This window comes from Pseudomonas sp. DW-iso17, assembly GCF_058725345.1.
The window spans coordinates 1-18,128 of the sequence record NZ_JBZXEA010000030.1 but is presented as its reverse complement, the minus strand read 5'-3'; the positions used below and the strand labels follow the sequence as shown (position 1 = coordinate 18,128).

Here is an 18,128-nt window from a genome sequence, read left to right as displayed (position 1 = left end):
TCGACATCGGCGCCAAGTCGGAGATCTACCAGATCATCCATAACCTGGCGGCCAGTGGCATTGCGGTGATCGTGGTGTCCAGCGACCTGATGGAGGTGATGGGCATCTCTGACCGCATCCTGGTGCTGTGCGAAGGCGCCCTGCGCGGCGAACAACTGCGCGAGCACGCGACTGAATCCAACCTGCTGCAGCTGGCCTTGCCACGCGGCCTGGCGAACTGAGAGACGACCATGACCATTCAAAACAACGCGTTGCCCTCGGCACGCAAACCCCTCGATATGCGTGCATTGCTCGATAACTGGGCGATGCTCTTGGCGGCGGTGGGCATCTTCGTACTGTGCGCGCTGCTGATCGATAACTTCCTCTCTCCGCTCAACATGCGCGGCTTGGGCCTGGCGATTTCGACTGTCGGTATTGCCGCGTGCACCATGCTGTTCTGCCTGGCCTCGGGGCACTTCGACCTGTCGGTAGGCTCGGTGATCGCCTGCGCCGGGGTAGTTGCGGCGATTGTAATGCGCGATACCGACAGCGTGATGCTGGGCATTGGTGCAGCGCTGCTGATGGGCCTGATGGTGGGGCTGATCAACGGCATCGTGATCGCCAAGCTGCGGGTCAACGCCTTGATCACTACCCTGGCGACCATGCAGATCGTGCGCGGCCTGGCTTACATCTTTGCCGACGGCAAGGCGGTAGGCGTGTCCCAGGAGCAATTTTTCGTGTTCGGCAACGGCCAATTGTTCGGCGTGCCGGTGCCGATCCTGATCACCATTGTCTGCTTCCTGTTCTTCGGCTGGCTGCTCAACTACACCACCTATGGGCGCAACACCATGGCCATCGGCGGTAACCCGGAGGCGGCGCTGCTGGCGGGCGTGAACGTTGACCGCACCAAGATCCTGATCTTCGCCATCCATGGCCTGATCGGCGCCTTGGCCGGGGTGATCCTGGCTTCGCGCATGACCTCCGGCCAGCCGATGATCGGCCAGGGCTTCGAGCTCACGGTGATCTCGGCCTGCGTGCTGGGTGGGGTGTCGCTGAGCGGCGGCATCGGCATGATCCGCCATGTGATCGCCGGGGTGTTGATTCTGGCGATCATCGAGAATGCGATGAACCTGAAGAACATCGATACCTTTTACCAGTATGTGATCCGCGGTTCGATCCTGCTGTTGGCCGTGGTCATCGACCGCATGAAACAACGCTGAACCCAGGCGCTGTGAAAAACCAATGTGGGAGCTGGCTTGCCTGCGATAGCGTTGGTTCAGGCAATAATTGAGTAGCCTGTGCCACCGCCATCGCAGGCAAGCCAGCTCCCACAATTTAATCAGCGGTGAACTTGAAAATAGTGTGTTGGGTGTAAGTCTGCCCTGGATTCAAACGCGTTGAGGCAAAGCTCGGCTGGTTAGGCGCATCCGGAAAATGCTGGGTCTCCAAGGTAAACCCACTCCAGTGCTGGTACGTCTTGCCGCCTTTGCCCTTCACCGAACCGTCCAGGAAGTTGCTGGTATAGAACTGCACGCCAGGTTCTGTGGTGTAGAGCTGCAAACGTCGGCCTGATTCAGGATCATGCACCTCGGCGGCCAGTTGCTTGACGTCCCTTTTGGTATCCAGCGCCCAGTTGAAGTCGAAGCCACCTTGTTTGGGCTCGGCGAATTTGAGCTGCGGATGGTCGTCCTTGATGTGCTGGCCGATGGCGGTAGGCTTCAGGAAGTCCATGGGCGTGCCCTTGACCGGCGCCAGTTCGCCGGTGGGAATCAAGGTGGCATTCACCGGTGTGTAGTGGCTGGCGTGCAAGGTGGCGACCTGCTTGAGAATGTCGCCGTTGCCCGCGCCGGCCAGGTTGAAGTAGCTGTGGTTGGTGAGGTTGAGCACCGTCGGTTTGTCGGTGGTGGCGGTGTAGTCGATGTGCAGTTCGTTGTGGTCGTTGAGGCGGTAGGTGACCTCGGTTTTCAAGTTGCCCGGAAAGCCCATTTCCCCATCTTTGGACAGGTAGGTGAGGGTGACGCCCACCGAATCCTTGTCCTTGACCGATTTGGCTTGCCACACCTGCTTGTCGAAGCCCTGGGCGCCGCCATGCAATGAGTTAGGGCCGTCGTTGAGCGGTACCTGGTAGCGTTTGCCGTCGAGTTCGAAGGCGCCGCCGGCCAGGCGGTTGCCGAAGCGGCCAATGGTCGCGCCGAAAAACGCGGTACCGCCTTGATAGCCTTGCACGTCATCGAAGCCCAGCACCACGTCGTCGAGCTTGCCGTGTTTGTCTGGCACTTTTAGCGACTGCAGCACGCCGCCGTAGGTGATCACCGTGGCTTGCATGCCATGGCTGTTACGCAACACGTACTGTTCGACGGCGGTGCCATCGTTGGTTTTGCCGAAGGGTTTGTGTTCGCTGCTAAGGCCGGCGGCGTGCGCGCCACCGCTGGCGATCAGCATGGACAGCGCGAGGCCGGACAGCAGGTATCGAGGGTGCTTCATGGTCGAACTTCCTTTTGTTGTTTTGCTGGAATAGTTCTACTAATTTGAGATATTTTGTCGATATGACAGCAGATTTATAGCCTTTAACGCCGTTCTTGCAAAATAAAATAAGACTAATTAAGCGGAGCACTGATTGTTATGACTACCCAGCAAGCGATTTATCCCGACCTCAAGGACAAAACCGTGCTGGTTTCCGGCGGGGCTTCGGGGATTGGCGAGTTCATGGTGCGGGCCTTCGCCGCGCAGGGTGCCAAGGTGGCGTTTGTGGACCGTGCACAGAGCCAGGGTGAACGCTTGGCGGCGCTGCTCAACTCCAAAGGGCACAGTGTCGAGTTCGAGTGCTGCGATATCACCGACGAGATCGGCTACCGTGCGGCGATCGGGCGCTTCGAGCATTCCTTGGGGCCGATCACGGTACTGGTCAACAACGCAGCGAACGATGTGCGCCACAGCCTGGAAGAAATCGACTCGCACATGTTCGACCAGCTGATTGCGGTCAACCTCAAGCACGCCTTCTTTGCCGCCAAGGCGGTGGTGCCCATGATGAAGGAGGCCGGTAGCGGCTCGATCATCAACCTGGGCTCGGTGGGCTGGATGATGGCCTCGGCCGGCTACCCCGTATACGCCGCCAGCAAGGCCGCCGCCCACGGCATGACCCGAGCCCTGGCGCGTGAGCTGGGGCCCAACCGTATTCGCGTCAACACCTTGGTGCCGGGTTGGGTGATGACCGAAAAACAACTGGCCATGTGGGTCGACGACGCCGCCAAGGAACTCATCGCCCGCAGCCAGTGCCTGCCCGGCAGCGTGATGCCAGAACACATCGCCAACATGGCGCTGTTTTTGGCCTCGGATGCCTCGGCGATGTGCTCGGCGCAGAACTTTATCGTTGACGGCGGGTGGGTATAACACGCGACTTTCAGAATGATGCACATCGAGTGTGGGAGCGGGCAAGCCCGCTCCCACAGTTAAATTGTGGTGCTTACTCGATGGGGTAACGCTTGAACGCCGGGTGCTGCTCCAGGCGTTCAGCATGGCGCTTGAGGTTGGGGAACGCATCGGCTTTCACCACCGAGGGCACGGTGAACTGGCTGAACGACCAGGCGACCGCTGCGGTAATCGGCGCCTGGGTCAGCGCTTCATTGCCTGCCAGCTGCTTGTCCAGCAACGCATAAGCCGCCAGCAGTTGCCCGGTAACGCGCTCAAGCCACGGCGCATGCAATTTTTCAGCGGGGCGAAGGTTGTGTTCATAGACGATCTGCACGCTTTTCTCGCATGCCGCCAGCGCGAGCCCAAGCAGTTGCAGGTCACGGGCACGTGCCGCCGGTTGTTGGGGCAGCAGCTTCTTGTCAGCCGGCGCCAGCGCTTCCAGGTAATCGAGGATCAGACTCGAATCCATCAGCACCGTGCCGTCGTCCAGCACCAGGGTAGGGGCCTTGACTACGGGGTTGATCTGGGCAAATTCAGCGTAAGTGCTGAACACTGACAGCGGTTCATGCACAAAGTCCACCCCGTATAACTCCAGGGAAACAGCCACGCGGCGTACGTAGGGCGAGTCCAGCATTCCGACCAGTTTCATGCAGCCTCCATTGCTTACAGGGTGTTGGGCTCAAGAGATTACGGGCACGGGCCGGGCGTGCGCAACGGCGTTGTGCAGCAGCCGATACGCTTGCACCAATTGATCGAGGCTGAACGCCAGGTTGCGCCCGCTGGGGTTGGGCAGTACCCAGACCGAGGCGTCGCCCAGTGGCTGCGCTTGCAAACCCCAGGCGACCTCGCGCTGGCCGCTCAGCGCGCTATAGCCGGGCTTGCCGAGGAACGCCACGAAACGCGGGGCATGGCGGCGGATCTTGTGTTCGAACGCCGCCGCCGCGTCCTGGAATTCATGCCGCGCCAACTCGCCTGCACTGGCCGTTGGCCGTGCCACCAAGGTGGTCAATCCGCAACCGTAGTGCAGCAAGGTGGCGCCGTCTTGCGGGCGAATTTCATGGGGCGTGAAACCGGCCAGATGCACGGTGCGCCAGAAGCGGTTGCTGCGATTGGCAAAATGCAGGCCGAGGGCTGCCGAGCCCTTGCCAGGGTTGATGCCGCAGAACAGTACGTGCAAGTGGTCGGCGAGGAGGTCGTCGAGTCGCTCGTTCATGCCGGGTCTTCCATGCTGATAGGTGTGACGAGTCATCAACCTTTGGTTTAGTCTGGAACGCTTAGTGGATCACAAGCGCCTCTGGAGCATTGATTATGACCGAGTACGTACCTGCCAAAGTCTGGACCTGGGACACCGAAAGCGGCGGCACCTTCGCCAGCATCAACCGGCCCATCGCCGGCGCCACCCACGAAAAGCCGCTGCCGGTGGGCAAGCACCCGCTGCAGTTATACTCCCTGGCCACGCCCAATGGGCAGAAGGTCACGATCCTGCTGGAAGAACTGCTGGCCCTGGGGCACAGCGGCGCCGAATACGATGCCTGGCTGATCAAGATCGGCGACGGCGACCAGTTCGGCAGTGGCTTTGTGGCGGTGAACCCGAACTCGAAGATTCCGGCGCTGATGGACCACAGCGGCGCCACGCCGATTCGCGTGTTCGAATCGGGCGCGATTCTGCAGTACCTGGCCGAGAAGTTCGGTGCGTTCCTGCCCACGGAGCCTGCGGCCCGGGCTGAATGCCTGTCGTGGCTGTTCTGGCAGATGGGCAGCGCGCCTTACCTGGGGGGCGGCTTCGGGCATTTCTATGCCTATGCGCCGAGCAAGATGGAATACCCGATCAACCGCTTCGCCATGGAGACCAAGCGCCAACTGGATGTGCTGGATAAGCGCCTGGCGGTCAGCCAATACATTGCCGGGGATGAATACACCATTGCCGACATCGCGATATGGCCTTGGTACGGTGGGTTGGTCAAAGGCCGCTTGTATGGCGACTCGGCGGAGTTTCTCTCTGTGCATGAATACAAGCACGTGCTGCGCTGGGCCGACGCAATTGACGCCCGGCCGGCGGTGCAGCGCGGGCGGCGGGTGAACCGGGTGTCGGGTGAGGAGCAGTTGCCAGAACGGCATGATGCAAGTGACCTGGATTGATTCAGATCCAGTGTGGGAGGGGGCTTGCCCCCGATGGCAGTGAATCAGTCACTCATGTAACAACTGATCCACCTTCATCGGGAGCAAGCCCCCTCCCACATTTAGTTTTCCTTCGCTTCGATTTATTTGTAGCGTTGTTCGAATACCGCCACCTGTTCGGGCTTGATCAGTTCAAACGGCACCCACACTTGGGCTTCAATCGGCTCGCCCTTGATCATCTTGATCGCCGCTTGCACCGCCTGGGTCGCCTGGGCCTTGGGGTCCTGGAACACTGAGGCAGCAAGCAGCCCACGCTTGATCGCTGCCAAACCGTCGGGCAAGCCGTCGATGCCGACGATCGCAATCTCGCCCTTGGCCTTGCCGGCTTGCTGCAACGCCATGGCCGCACCGATTGCCATTTCATCATTGTTGGCGACAATGGCATCGAACTGTGTACCTGCCAGCAGCCAGTTGCTGGTGAGGTCCATGCCTTTGTTGCGTTGCCATTCGGCGCTTTGCTGCTCGACGACCTGGATCCCCGGAAAGTCCTTGAGCACCTGCCTGGCGCCTTCGGTACGGTCATGGGTGGCGTTCTGTGCAAGGTCGCCCATGATGATCGCCACATTGCCCTTGCCGCCCAGTTTTTGGGCGAGGTAGCGCATCTGCAATTGCCCCGCTTCGATGTCGTTGGAGGCCACCGTGACCACGCCCGCAGGCAGCGTACGCTCATCCGGGTGGCGGTTGACGTACACCAGCGGTGTCTTCGCCGCCACGGCGGCGCGGGTGATGTTGGCAGTGGCGGCGGTGTCGACCGGCAGCACGATCACCGCATCGACCTTCTGGTTGAGAAAACCTTCTACTTGATTGAGCTGGCGCACCACATCGCCCTGGGCGTCTTCAAATTGGATCTGCACGTCCTGGTGTTTGGCTGCCGCCTCCAGGCCGGTGCGCACGTAGGTCATGAAGTTATCGTCCACCCGGGCAATGCTCACGCCGATGCGATAGGCGGCGAAGGACCACTGGCTGAACATCAACAACAGCGCGGCCACTAGTAATGAATAACGGTGCATGAGGCTGTTCCTTTTATTGTTATAGGGTGAATGCCTGGCGGAAACGCTCCAGAGCCGACTCGCTGTCGCCGCTGGCCCAGCCCTCCAGGCCGACCACACCGGTGTAACCCATGGCGTGCAAGGCCCGGGCAATGGCCGGGTAGTGGATTTCGCCCGTGCCGGGCTCTTTGCGCCCAGGCACATCAGCGACCTGGATTTCGCCGATGGCGCTGCCAGCGCGCTGGATCAATTCGATGAGGTTACCTTCGCCAATCTGCGCGTGGTACAGGTCCAGGTTCATTTTCAGATGCGGGCTGCCGACGGCTTCGATCAGGGCCAGGGTGTCGTCGGCACGTGCGAACGGTGTACCTGGGTGGTCGACGGCGGTGTTGAGGTTTTCCAGCAGGAACACGCGGCCTGCGTCTTCCCCCAGGCGCGCGATTTTCTCCAGGCTCTTGCAAGCGCTCAGCCACATGCGCCCGTTGGTGTGGCTGACGGCCTGCACGGGCAGGCCGCCTTCACCCAGGCCCGTGCCATGCAGGTTGAGGCTGGGGCAATTGAGGCGCTCGGCAATGCCCAGGGACTCACGGGCGCTGTCGAGCAATTGGCGGATGCCGTCGGGGTCGGTGAGGGTGCCGCTGAGGTAGCCGGTCATCGAGGTGAAGTCCGCGCCGGTCGCCGCCAAGGCCTGAATGTCCTTATCGGCCCAACCCCAGATTTCGGTGCTGAAACCCAGGGCATGTATACGTTTGACGCGTTCGATGAAGGGCAACTCGAGGAACACCATTTCGGCGCTGACGGCCAATTTGAACGGCATCATTCGCGGGCTCCTTGTACGGCCACGGCCTTGCCGGTTTGGTACGACTCAATGCAGGCACGGGCAATTGCCAGGGCTGCGCGCGCATCTTCACCGCTGGCCAGGGGCTTGGCGCCGCTGCGCAGGCAGTCGACAAAGTGGTTGAGCTCGGCGATGTAGGCGTCGCGCAGCAGGTCGGTGTCCATCCGCTGGGTGTCTGCCTGGATGCCCTCGGCCAGGTAGCGCACCAGGTCGCAGTCGTTAAGGCTGCCCATGCTCAGCATGCCCTTGCTGCCGAACACTTCGCCGCGCACGTCGTAGCCATACACCGCCTGGAAGCTGGCTTCTGCGGTGGCAATGGCGCCGTTGTCAAAGCGCAGGGTGACCACGGCAGTGTCGAGCAAACCTTGGCTTTTGAATTGCGGGGCAATCAGCGCGTCGGCCATCACCTGCACCTGTACCACTTCGGCCCCAGGGTTGAGGTAGCGCAGGGTGTCGAAGTCGTGGATCAGGGTTTCGAGGAAGATCACCCATTGCGGCGAGTTGGCCGGGTTGTTCAGCGCCGGGTCGCGGGTCAGCGAGCGTAGCAGCTGCGGCGTGCCAATACGTCCAGCGACGACGTCGAGGTGCGCTGTGCGAAAGCTTCTGGCGAAGCGCCGATTGAAGCCGACCTGCAACGGCACCCGTGCATCGACAGCGGCGGCGATGGCGCGGTCGGCTTCGTCCAGCGTGATCGCCATGGGCTTTTCGCAGAAGATGCCCTTGCCGGCACGTGCGGCCTTGATCACCAGCTCGGCATGGCTACGGGCAGGTGCGGCGATGAGTACGCCGTCGATGTCCGGGTCGTCCAGCAGCTGTTGCGGGTCGGTGTAGGCCTTGTCCACCCCCAGTTCTGCTGCCAGGCGAGCGGCCTGGCCTGGAACCGGATCGGCGATGGCGGCGAGGCAGGCACCGGGGATATGGCGTGCAGCGGTAAGGCCATGGAAGCTGCCCATGCGACCGGCACCGATCAAACCCAGGCGGATGTTGTGTGTGCTCATGAAACGACCCCTTTTGTTGTTGTGGGCCCCCAGGACCGTCCTGGGTGACACAGGGGCGGTAGCAAGGCCTATGCCAATTTATAAATAGCTGATTTATAAAGGCTTATTATTTTAATCAAACTAAAAGTGTTCATTTTCATGACATGTCTATACTTACATGTCGGAAATGTGAACATGGATAACCGCAATGACCCAGGCGTTCAGTGTGCAAGACCTCGAATACCTCACGAACCTGGGGCCTGCCGCGCTGAACGATGGGCCCATCGCCGCGTTGGAACAGGCGTGGCGAGAGTGCCTGGCTGGCAAAGTCGTGCGTCCGGACGGGGTGCGCCAGGTCATCTGGGATTCCTGGCGACGCAGTGTCGAGGCGGGTATCGAGCCCGGTAACAGCGACTACCGCTTTGTTGCGCCTCATGCGCTGGCGGCGACCCTGGCCCACCATCGCGCCCTGATCGCCGCTGCCGCGCAAGTCATGCATGGATTGCTGGCTTACAACCCGCGCGGGCATATCAACCTCACGGATGCCGAGGGCACGACTCTGTATTTTTGCGGGGTGGACATCACCCCGGTGGGCAGTCGCTTGCTCGAATCGGTGCAAGGCACCAACTGCACCGGCCTGGCCCTGGCCGAAGATCGCCTGGTGTATGTGCTGGCTGAAGAAAATTTCGCCAGCGGCCTGCGCCAGCGCCACATGCACTGCGCCGCCGCGCCGATCAAGGATGCCCAAGGCCAGACCCTGGCCATGCTCACCCTGACCGCCGAGCCCGGCTGGTTTCATTTCCATACCCTGGGCACCGTTCAAGCGGCGGCCGAGGCGGTGTCGCGGCAGATGGCGCTGCAGGTGTTGCTGGAAGAACAACAGGCCGTGCTCGAAGTGCTCAACGAAGGTTTGGTGGTGCTCGATCAGCGTGGCTGCATCAAGGCACTCAACCGTTATGCGCGGCAACTGTTCGGGGTGGGGCGCGAGTTGATCGGCAGTCCTTTCCAACGCCTGGGCCGCAGTGAACTGAGCGACGCGCTGGGTGAGCCGGTGCGCGACCGCGATTGCACCTTCCACTTGCACGACGCCAGCCAACTCGCCTGCCTGGTTTCGGTATGCCCACTGGAGCAGGGTGGGGTGATTGTGTCGGTGCGCGAAAACCGCCGTATCCGCGAGATTACCCGGCGCATTATCGGCACCCAGGCCCGCTATACCTTCGAGACCATCCTGGGCACCTCGCGGGCCATACAAGATGCACTGCACCTGGGGCGCATTGCCAGTCGCAGCGAGTCCACCACCTTGATCCTCGGCGAAAGCGGCACCGGCAAGGAGCTGTTTGCCCAGGCCATTCATAACGGCAGCGAGCGTTGCAACGGCCCGTTTGTGGCGGTCAACTGCGGCGCGATCCCACGGGACCTGGTGCATAGTGAACTGTTTGGCCACGTCGAAGGCGCGTTCACCGGCTCGGCGCGGGGTGGGGCGGCAGGCAAGTTCGAACTGGCGGATGGCGGCACCATCTTCCTGGATGAAATCGGCGACATGTCCTTCGATGCCCAGGTCAGTCTGCTACGGGTTTTGCAGGAGGGTGAGATCACCCGCGTCGGGGCCAAGCAATCGCGGCAAGTCGACGTGCGCATCATCGCCGCCACCCATCGCAACCTGAGCCAGGCGGTGGCCGAGGGCGCGTTTCGTGAAGACCTTTACTACCGACTCAACGTGCTGAACCTGAGCGTGCCGCCACTGCGTATGCGCCGTGACGATATCCCATTGCTGGCGCGGCACTTCCTGCAGCGCTGTGCCCGCTCGCTACGTAAAACGGTGCAAGGTTTCGCGCCGGATGCGTTAGCGTTGCTGTCAGCCCATGGTTGGCCGGGCAACGTGCGGGAACTGGAGAACGTTATCGAACGAGCGACCAACCTGGCGATGGGCGAGCTGATTCAATCGGCCGACTTGCCGTTGGAAACCCAGCAACGCCCGACGTTGCGCGCCTACCAGCCCCAGCCCGCGCAGGATTTGAGCAGCCATGAAAGGCACGCCATCGTTGCCGCGCTCACCAGCACCCGCGGCAACATTCGCCTGGCCGCACAGCAACTGGATGTGTCGCGGGGCGGGCTGTACAACAAGATGAGCCGGTTTGGCTTGAGCGCCGCTGATTTCCGTGAGCGCTGAAACCTCAAGCCAAACCGATCAGATGCACAGGTTTTCCGGGGTCACTATCTGCGGCGGTATATGCACGCGGTGCCTCAATGGGTCAAACCCCTCATCACTCTGCAAGCGCACCAGCAACTCCACCAGCGCCACGGCCGTTTGCCGTGGCTGCGAGTCCATCACCACATCAATCAAGCCGTTGCTCAATGCCTGACGCGACAACGGCGTGGACTCTTGCAGGATGCAGCACAGCGCCGGGCGCTTGGGCAGTTGCGCCAGGGCGTTGATCACGCCGTCGCCACCACCGCCGACCACACATAACCCACGCAAATCGGTATGGCGGCTGAGCAGATCGAGGGTGGCTTCTTCGGTGATGTCGCAGTTGTCCAGGTTGATCAGCGGCTCCAACGGTTTGAGCCCCGGCGCGTGTTCGGCCAGGTAGCTGTGCAAGCCCTCGACCCGTGCCTGATGGCCGAGGAAACGATGGCCGCCCAACAGGATGCCCACGCTGCCTTTGCGTGCGCCGCAGGTGCGCGCCAGCAGCCAGCCCATGGTGCGCCCGACCACGTGGTTGTTCTGGCCTACATAGGGTTCGGCAGCGTGTTCATGGATATCCGAAAGCAGGGCAACCACCGGCACGCCTGCTTCACGAATCTGCGCCAGGCAGGCGTTGATCAACGGATGGGCGAAGCTGACCACCGCGAGGGCGTCGCACTGCACGGCCAGTTGTTCGATTTGCGCGACGATGACGCCGGGCGTGCGGTCGTTGATGTAGTCGAACTGGCAGCTCAGGTTAGCGGTGGCGTGATGCTGCGCTGCCTCGCTAATGGCGTGGGCCAACTGCGCATAGAAGGCTTGGGCGGTCCCCAGCAACAGCACCCCGAAACGGTAGGTGGGCCGACGTTCGCGAATGCGCTGGCCGATCAGCCGTGCGGCGAAATAGCCCACCGCTTCGGCGGCCTGGAACACCTGTTCGGCGGTGCCGGGGTTGACCGGCGCGCGGGCGTTCAATACGCGGTCGACGGTGGCTACGCTGAGCCCCGCATGGGCGGCGACGGTGGCGATGGTTGGGCGTTTGTTGTTGTGCATGGCAGGCCCCTTGAGCGTCTTGATAGAAAACTATCAAGCCCCGCTGGGCCTGGATGATAGCTTGATAGGGAATGGATTCAAGGCCTTGAGGGTGATTTAGCCGCACTCTATCGTTGGTTTCGCAAAGCACCTGAAACCCACGCTTGCGGAGAACAATAACAATGCCTGGACACACCGCTCACCGCGCTCGGCGCGATTACAGCCTCACCGGCCCCGAAGCCGCCCGGGCCGCCGACAAGGGCCTGGTCTCGGCCCGTTGGTACCAGTCGCCCATCCCGCGCAATCGCATGAAAGCCCTGATGCAACGCCGCGACGCTCCGGCGTTGCTCGACACCGCCCTGTGGTTCTCAGCGTTGTTGGCCACCGGTGTCGGCGGCTACTGGTTCTGGGGCAGTTGGGCCTGCGTGCCATTCTTCATCGCCTACGGTGTGCTCTACGGCACGGCCTCCAACCCGCGCTGGCACGAAACCGGCCACGGCACGGCGTTCAAGACCCGCTGGATGAACGATGCGCTGTATCAGGTGGCGAGCTTCATGTGCCTCTTCGAACCCCACGTGTGGCGCTGGAGCCATGCCCGCCATCACACCGACACCATTGTCGTCGGTCGCGACCCGGAGATCGTTGAACCGCGCCCGCCGAGCTTATGGATGATGGCCCTCAGTCTGTTCAACCTACCCCTGGCCTGGAAGACCTTCAGCGGCGTGGCCCGCCATACGTTCGGGCGAATGAGTGCCCAGGAGCAGGACTTCATCCCCGAATCCGAGTGGCCCAAGGTGTACCGAGATGCGCGTATCTGGGTCGGCATCTACGCCCTGATCATCGGCACCGCGCTGTACCTGCACAGCGCGTTGCCGCTGATGCTGGTGGGCCTGCCCAGCCTCTACGGCGCGTGGCTCGGCTACCTGTTTGGTCTCAGCCAACACGTGGGCCTGGCCGAAGATGTGCTCGACCACCGTAGCAATTGCCGCACCATCTACATGAACCGCGTGTTGCGCTTTATCTACATGAACATGAACTACCACCTCGAACACCACATGTACCCGATGGTGCCGTACCACGCGCTCAGTCAACTGCACGAAGAGATCCGCAGCGACTGCCCGCCGCCGTATGCCAACCTGTGGCAGGCCTACCAGGAAATCATTCCGACGATCTGGCGCCAGCGCAGAGACCCCAGCTATTTCGTCCAGCGCCCCACCCGTGGCGAGCAAGCTCGCTCGCCACAGAGTGAAAGCCAGTCATTGGAGATAAATGCATGAACGATCAATGGATCGACGTCTGCGCCGTGGGCGAAATAGAAGCAGAAGACGTGCTGCGCTTCGACCACGGCGCGCAGACCTACGCGGTGTTCCGTTCAGCCGATAACGAATTCTTCGCCACCGCCGGCCTGTGCACCCACGAGAAAATCCACCTGGCCGACGGCCTGGTGATGGACCATGTGATCGAATGCCCCAAGCACAACGGACGCTTTGATTACCGCACCGGCAAGGCCCTGGGCGCGCCGGTGTGCGTCAACCTCAAGACCTACCCCGTGCGGGTAGATGCGGGGCGGGTACTGCTCGCCGTCACGGCCGAAGAATGAACGCTCCCCTGATCATCGTCGGCGCCGGCCATGCTGGTGGCCGTGCGGCACTGACCCTGCGTGACGAAGGTTACAGCGGGCGCCTGATCCTGATTGGCGATGAAGCGCACTTGCCCTACGAGCGGCCACCGTTGTCCAAGGGCTTGCTGCAAGGCTCGACCGACTTGGCGCAATGCAGCCTGTGCGACAGCCAGCAGTTGGCGGCGCTCGAGGTAGAGCATATCGCCGCCAACCCGGTCAGCCGCCTGGAGCCGCAGCACCACCGGTTGCAATTGGCCGACGGCCAGTGGTTGAGCTATGCCGGCCTGCTGCTGGCCACCGGAGGCCGGGCGCGGCGTTTGCCCCAGGAGCAGGCCAACGTGTTTTACCTGCGCACCCATGATGACGCGTTGGTCTTGCGCAATGAATTAAAGCCAGGCGCCAGGCTGGTGGTGGTTGGCGGTGGTTTTATCGGCCTGGAGGTGGCAGCGACGGCGCGGGCCCTGGGCTGCGAGGTGACGCTACTGGAAGCCGGGCCAAGGCTGGCAGGGCGGGTGTTGCCGCCGGTGATCAGTGACGCGTTGCTGGCATTGCACCGTGAGCAGGGTGTGGACGTGCGTTTGAACGTCGCCCTGGAGTGCATCCACGCCGACGCCGTGCAACTGGTCGACGGGCAGCGGTTGCCCTGCGACCTGGTGGTGGTCGGCATTGGCATGCAGCCCAACATCGAGGTGGCCGCGGCGGCGGGCTTGGACGTCGGGCAGGGCATTCGTGTCGACGCGCAGTTGCGCACCAGTGCGGCGGATATCTACGCGGCGGGGGATGTGTGCGAGTTTCGCCTGGCGGGCCTTTATCAGCGCCAGGAAACCTGGCGCAACGCCGAAGCCCAGGGCCGTCTCGCGGCGTTGAACCTGCTGGGGCAGGCGTTGGCGTTCGAGATGATCCCGGGTTTCTGGTCCGATCAATACGCGTGGGGCTTGCACACCGTCGGGGTGATGACTGCACTGATGGTCCGCCGGCAATTGCCCGACGGCGGCCTGCTGCTGTTCTACCTTGACGACCATCACCGTTTGCAAGGCGCCTGCGGTTGGGCCATGGGTCACCGCGCAGCCAAGGACATCAAGCTGTGCGAGCACTTGATCACCGCCCACATCCCGCTTAACCCGGCCAGCCTGGCCGACCCCGAGGTATCCCTGAAGCTGTTATTGCGAGGCTGACCATGCGCCAGTTGTTAGTATTCCAATCGATGTGGGCCATGCAAACCGAGCCCGGCAGCCTCGAAGCGCAATTGGACCGCATCGCCGCCGCCGGTTATGACGGCATCACCGAGCATTACTGGGCGCCGGCATCGGTGCAGCGCCTGCACGCGGCGGCCACGGCCAGTGGCCTGCAGATTGAAGGGCAACTGTTCCCGCAATCGGTGGATGATCTGGCCAGGGCATTGGAGGTGATCAGCCGTTACGGCTGTCACCACCTCACCTTGCAAGCCGACGTGCGCCCACGTACCCAGGCCGAGGCGGCCAGGCTGATCGACGGCTGGCAACGCCTGGCCGAACAGGTGGACTTCCAGATTTTGCTGGAAACCCACCGTTATCGGCTCACCAACGACCTGTTGTTCACCCTCGACCTGCTGGCACAGATGCCCGATCTGAAACTGCTCGCTGACCTGTCCCACTACGTGGTTGGCCGCGAGTTGCCCGAGCCCGGCAGTGTGGAAGACGACGAACAGATACGCACCATCCTGCGTCACAGCTGGGGCTTTCATGGCCGCATCGCCAGCAGCGAACAGGTGCAGGTTGGCCTGGATTTTCCCCAGCACCAACCGTGGGTCGAGCGATTTACCGGCTGGTGGCGCTATGGGGTCGAACACTGGCTGGGCCGCGCTGACACCCCGCAGAGCCTGTCCTTCACTTGCGAGTTGGGCCCGCCACCCTATGCGATTACCGACGCACAGGGGCGCGAACTCACCGATCGCTGGGCCGAGGCGCTCAAGCTCAAAGCCCTGATTCGCCAGGTGTGGGCCAGTTGCCATCGATGATCTGCTAATCTGCGCGGGTTCAAACCGCCCTCAGCCTGTGGAATGCCCATGAAAACCTGCCCCGTCCGTCCCCCGCTCGAACCGCAATCGGTGTGTCACCCGATCACCAGCAGCGCGATCTTCATGGTCGCCACCCTGGCGCCTGATGCGGTTGAAAACGTGCGGGCCTGGTGCGCCGACATCGCAGGCCTGGTGCGCTCGGTAGGCAAGCGCGTGCCCTCGGGCAACCTGACGTGCGTTTGCGGGTTTGGCTCGGATGCCTGGGACCGCCTGTTCGGCGCGCCGCGCCCGGCGGCCTTGCATCCGTTTCGCGAGTTCGGTGTGCAAGGGCGCAAGGCGGTGTCGACCCCAGGTGACATCCTGCTGCACATCCGTGCCGAGCAGATGGACCTGTGTTTCGAGCTGGCAACCCAACTGATGGCCGCCCTGGGTGATAGCGTGAAGGTGGTCGATGAGGTCCAGGGCTTTCGCTACTTCGATATGCGCAGCATTATCGGTTTCGTCGACGGCACCGAGAACCCGGTGGGGCGCAAGGCCGAGGCCTTCACCCTGGTGGGCGATGAAGACCCTGAGTTCGAAGGCGGCAGCTATGTGCTGGTGCAGAAATACCTGCACAACATGACCGCGTGGAATGGCTTGACGGTGGAGGCTCAAGAGAAGGTGATCGGGCGCACCAAATTGTCGGACATCGAACTGGACGACGACGCCAAGCCGAGCAACTCCCACAGCGCCCTGACAGTGATCACTGACGAGGACGGCGAGGAGGTGAAGATCCTGCGCGACAACATGCCCTTCGGCCGCCCTGGTGCCGGGGAGTTCGGCACCTACTTCATCGGCTATGCACGCTCGCCGCAGCCGTTGGAGCAGATGCTGGAGAACATGTTCGTCGGCCGCCCGGCCGGCAACTACGACCGCTTGCTCGACTTCAGCACGGCCGTGACCGGCGGCCTGTTCTTCGTGCCCTCGGCCGACTTGCTCGAAGCGCTGGCCGACCGCGAACCGGTGGCTTAACTCAACAACCCGGTGCTGACCGCCACAATCAGGAAGATCCCCAGCAGCGCACGGTAGATCACGAACGGCCAGGTGGAGAAACGCTCCAGAAATTTCATCAGGCCCCAGATGGCAAAGAACGCCGAGACGCTGGCCACCACCAGGCCAAAGATCAAGTGCGGCCAGGCGTGGGCGGGCAGGTCGGCGCGCAGCAGCACCCATAACTCTTTCAAACCGGCCAGGGCGATGGCCGGCAAGCCTAACAGGAAAGAAAACCGCGCCGCTTCTTCGCGTTTGAAATTCAGGAACAGCGCCGCGGTCAACGTGGAGCCCGAACGCGATACGCCCGGTATCAACGCGCCAATCTGTGCAACCCCCACGATCAGGGCATCGCGCAGGCGCATTTGGCTCACGTCGCGTGTATGCCGGGCACGCAGTTCGGCCACTGCCAGCAGCACCGCCATCACCACGCAGGAAATGCCGATCACCATCAGCCCGCGCAATGGCGAGTTGCAGGCATTCAAGGTCGACGACAACGCCAGCCCGGCGATGCCAATCGGGACGGTTGCCAGCACAATTGCCACGGCGAGCTTGAACCAGCGGTCGTTGTAGTCGCCCCGGCGTACCGCACTGATGCTGCCCGTGGTGACCTGGCGCACATCGCGCCAGAAGTAACTGACCACTGCTGCCAACGCCGCCAATTGCATGGCTGCGGAAAACGCCGAGCCAGGGTCTTGCCAGCCGAGCAGGGCGGGTACCACGCGCATATGGGCGGTGGATGACACCGGCAGCAATTCAGTAATGCCCTGGATCACCCCAAGGATGAAGATTTGCAGGTAATCCAGGGAGGCAAAGCCCACATCCAGGCCGGCGGTACAGACGTTGGTCAAAATACGTGTCCTTGAGCAAAAGGGGGAACCGGCGAAGTTTATTCTAAATGTTTCAGGATTTCGGCCAGGGCAACCGCTATTTGCAATCGGTTCAGCCAATAGAAAGGATTCGCCAGGCCATTGGCGTGGGCAGCACTTTTGTGAACAATGGCGCCCTGCGTTTTTCCACCGAGAGCCCCATGCCTGAAACCACCGTCGAATTGATCCAGACCGGCCCCGAAGAAGCCGAACTGATCCGCAATCTTTACCAGTACTACGCCTATGAGTCTTCGGACTGGGAACAGGAAGATGTCGAGGCCGATGGGCGTTTCTACATCCATGACGAACACTTGGCCCGCTACTGGAGCGACCCGCAATGGAGCGCCAACCTGCTGCTGGTAGACGGCTACATCGCCGGCTTCCTGTTGATCGAAGGCAGCGAACTGCCTGGCATCGACGCCCTGGAACTGGCCGACCTGTTCATCCTCAAGCGCTACCGCCGTAAAGGCATTGGCCGCGCCATTGCCAGCCAGGTGCTGTGCAGCGGCGCGGCCAATTGGTTGGTGCGTTTCTATGATCAGGACGAGGTGTCCCAGGCGTTCTGGCGCACCGTGCTGGATAACCTGCCGCGCCCGGTGCAGAGCATTGAATTGGACGATGACCCGCAGTTGGTGAACTACCTGATTACCCGGGCATCGCTGCATTGACGGGCTGGGGCTTTCTCTCGATGAGCATAGATATCCTACGGTGACCACGATGCGAAGCGAGCCGCTCTTGATCTGCTTTTGATCTTGATCTTAAGCGCCCCGTCAAACCACGCTGGCCGAACGCAGGCTTGAATTCGTGGGTAACCCGGCAGGACGCCGGGTTAGCCGCCCCGCGCCATGGATGGCGCGTGGCGGCGGCCCACGGATTCAAGCCTGCGTTCGGGCACACCGAGCCTAGGCGAGGTGCCGAGTGGTGGGGCAAGAGCCTTTTGCTTACTTTTGGGCTCTTTTCAAAAGTGAGCCGCTGTAAAAGCCAGCCCTTTCAAGGTCTTTTCGTCTTGGCAGCCTTGATTATC

At 62.0% G+C, this 18,128-nt stretch carries 18 protein-coding genes and 1 pseudogene; 11 read left to right on the top strand and 8 right to left on the bottom strand.

Annotated features, from left to right (window positions below):
• Window positions 1-221, top strand: a pseudogene (gene araG, locus AC4PS6_RS18240) (L-arabinose ABC transporter ATP-binding protein AraG); the annotation flags it as partial.
• Between the two features lie 9 nt (window positions 222-230).
• Window positions 231-1,199, top strand: a complete 969-nt coding sequence (gene araH / locus AC4PS6_RS18235) for an L-arabinose ABC transporter permease AraH (RefSeq protein ID WP_014718075.1) — start codon at window positions 231-233, stop codon at window positions 1,197-1,199.
• A gap of 115 nt (window positions 1,200-1,314) precedes the next feature.
• Here the strand turns inward: araH and AC4PS6_RS18230 are convergent, their stop codons facing one another.
• Window positions 1,315-2,463, bottom strand: a complete 1,149-nt coding sequence (locus AC4PS6_RS18230) for an aldose epimerase family protein (protein WP_020303153.1) — start codon at window positions 2,461-2,463, stop codon at window positions 1,315-1,317.
• Window positions 2,464-2,601: 138 nt separating this feature from the next.
• Between AC4PS6_RS18230 and AC4PS6_RS18225 the strand changes: the two genes are divergently transcribed.
• Window positions 2,602-3,369, top strand: coding sequence for an SDR family NAD(P)-dependent oxidoreductase (locus tag AC4PS6_RS18225; RefSeq protein ID WP_014718077.1), 768 nt, complete (start codon window positions 2,602-2,604; stop codon window positions 3,367-3,369).
• A gap of 73 nt (window positions 3,370-3,442) precedes the next feature.
• Here AC4PS6_RS18225 and AC4PS6_RS18220 read toward each other — a convergent pair whose 3' ends face one another.
• Together AC4PS6_RS18220 and mug are read right to left on the bottom strand one after the other, a co-directional pair.
• Window positions 3,443-4,039: a glutathione S-transferase family protein gene (locus tag AC4PS6_RS18220; RefSeq protein WP_020303154.1), complete on the bottom strand. Its 597-nt coding sequence runs from the start codon at window positions 4,037-4,039 to the stop codon at window positions 3,443-3,445.
• Window positions 4,040-4,069: 30 nt separating this feature from the next.
• A complete protein-coding gene (mug, locus tag AC4PS6_RS18215; protein ID WP_014718079.1) occupies window positions 4,070-4,603 on the bottom strand; it encodes a G/U mismatch-specific DNA glycosylase in 534 nt (177 codons plus the stop codon).
• 95 nt (window positions 4,604-4,698) lie between these two features.
• Between mug and yghU the strand changes: the two genes are divergently transcribed.
• On the top strand, window positions 4,699-5,529 hold the full coding sequence (gene yghU / locus AC4PS6_RS18210; RefSeq protein ID WP_020303155.1) for a glutathione-dependent disulfide-bond oxidoreductase: 831 nt from the start codon (window positions 4,699-4,701) through the stop codon (window positions 5,527-5,529).
• 122 nt (window positions 5,530-5,651) lie between these two features.
• Here the strand turns inward: yghU and AC4PS6_RS18205 are convergent, their stop codons facing one another.
• Genes AC4PS6_RS18205 through AC4PS6_RS18195 form a run of 3 tightly spaced genes read right to left on the bottom strand, consistent with a single transcriptional unit; the run spans window position 5,652 to window position 8,393 of the window.
• Window positions 5,652-6,578: a sugar ABC transporter substrate-binding protein gene (locus AC4PS6_RS18205; protein ID WP_020303156.1), complete on the bottom strand. Its 927-nt coding sequence runs from the start codon at window positions 6,576-6,578 to the stop codon at window positions 5,652-5,654.
• 19 nt (window positions 6,579-6,597) lie between these two features.
• Window positions 6,598-7,377, bottom strand: a complete 780-nt coding sequence (locus tag AC4PS6_RS18200) for a TIM barrel protein (RefSeq protein WP_014718082.1) — start codon at window positions 7,375-7,377, stop codon at window positions 6,598-6,600.
• Window positions 7,374-8,393: a Gfo/Idh/MocA family oxidoreductase gene (locus AC4PS6_RS18195; RefSeq protein ID WP_019817321.1), complete on the bottom strand. Its 1,020-nt coding sequence runs from the start codon at window positions 8,391-8,393 to the stop codon at window positions 7,374-7,376. The genes AC4PS6_RS18200 and AC4PS6_RS18195 overlap by 4 nt, the downstream gene beginning before the upstream one ends.
• A gap of 187 nt (window positions 8,394-8,580) precedes the next feature.
• On the opposite strand from AC4PS6_RS18195, the gene AC4PS6_RS18190 reads away from it, so the two are divergent.
• Window positions 8,581-10,542 (top strand): sigma-54 interaction domain-containing protein, encoded by a 1,962-nt coding sequence (locus AC4PS6_RS18190; RefSeq protein WP_492180894.1) that lies wholly within the window; start codon window positions 8,581-8,583, stop codon window positions 10,540-10,542.
• An 18-nt stretch (window positions 10,543-10,560) separates the two neighbouring features.
• On the opposite strand, the gene AC4PS6_RS18185 is transcribed toward AC4PS6_RS18190, so the two are convergent.
• Window positions 10,561-11,610 carry a LacI family DNA-binding transcriptional regulator gene (locus tag AC4PS6_RS18185; protein WP_020303158.1) on the bottom strand — a complete coding sequence of 350 codons (1,050 nt, stop codon included), beginning with the start codon at window positions 11,608-11,610 and terminating at the stop codon, window positions 10,561-10,563.
• A gap of 161 nt (window positions 11,611-11,771) precedes the next feature.
• On the opposite strand from AC4PS6_RS18185, the gene AC4PS6_RS18180 reads away from it, so the two are divergent.
• Genes AC4PS6_RS18180 through AC4PS6_RS18160 form a run of 5 tightly spaced genes read left to right on the top strand, consistent with a single transcriptional unit; the run spans window position 11,772 to window position 16,217 of the window.
• Window positions 11,772-12,866 carry a fatty acid desaturase family protein gene (locus AC4PS6_RS18180; protein ID WP_336827519.1) on the top strand — a complete coding sequence of 365 codons (1,095 nt, stop codon included), beginning with the start codon at window positions 11,772-11,774 and terminating at the stop codon, window positions 12,864-12,866.
• Entirely contained in the window at window positions 12,863-13,189 is a 327-nt protein-coding gene (locus AC4PS6_RS18175; RefSeq protein ID WP_019817317.1) for a MocE family 2Fe-2S type ferredoxin, read from the top strand. The genes AC4PS6_RS18180 and AC4PS6_RS18175 overlap by 4 nt, the downstream gene beginning before the upstream one ends.
• The gene (locus AC4PS6_RS18170) at window positions 13,186-14,385 is read left to right on the top strand and encodes an NAD(P)/FAD-dependent oxidoreductase (protein WP_020303160.1); all 1,200 of its coding nucleotides are present in this window, start codon (window positions 13,186-13,188) and stop codon (window positions 14,383-14,385) included. The genes AC4PS6_RS18175 and AC4PS6_RS18170 overlap by 4 nt, the downstream gene beginning before the upstream one ends.
• A 2-nt stretch (window positions 14,386-14,387) precedes the next feature.
• Entirely contained in the window at window positions 14,388-15,206 is an 819-nt protein-coding gene (locus AC4PS6_RS18165; RefSeq protein ID WP_020303161.1) for a sugar phosphate isomerase/epimerase family protein, read from the top strand.
• A gap of 48 nt (window positions 15,207-15,254) precedes the next feature.
• Window positions 15,255-16,217, top strand: a complete 963-nt coding sequence (locus tag AC4PS6_RS18160) for a Dyp-type peroxidase (protein ID WP_019817314.1) — start codon at window positions 15,255-15,257, stop codon at window positions 16,215-16,217.
• Here the strand turns inward: AC4PS6_RS18160 and AC4PS6_RS18155 are convergent.
• Complete coding sequence (locus tag AC4PS6_RS18155) at window positions 16,214-17,086, bottom strand: undecaprenyl-diphosphate phosphatase (protein ID WP_014718091.1); 873 nt, start codon at window positions 17,084-17,086, stop codon at window positions 16,214-16,216. The genes AC4PS6_RS18160 and AC4PS6_RS18155 overlap by 4 nt on opposite strands.
• 47 nt (window positions 17,087-17,133) lie before the next feature.
• Here AC4PS6_RS18155 and AC4PS6_RS18150 point away from each other — a divergent pair, with 47 nt between their 5' ends.
• Window positions 17,134-17,772: a GNAT family N-acetyltransferase gene (locus AC4PS6_RS18150; protein ID WP_014718092.1), complete on the top strand. Its 639-nt coding sequence runs from the start codon at window positions 17,134-17,136 to the stop codon at window positions 17,770-17,772.
• Window positions 17,773-18,128: the final 356 nt, after the last annotated feature.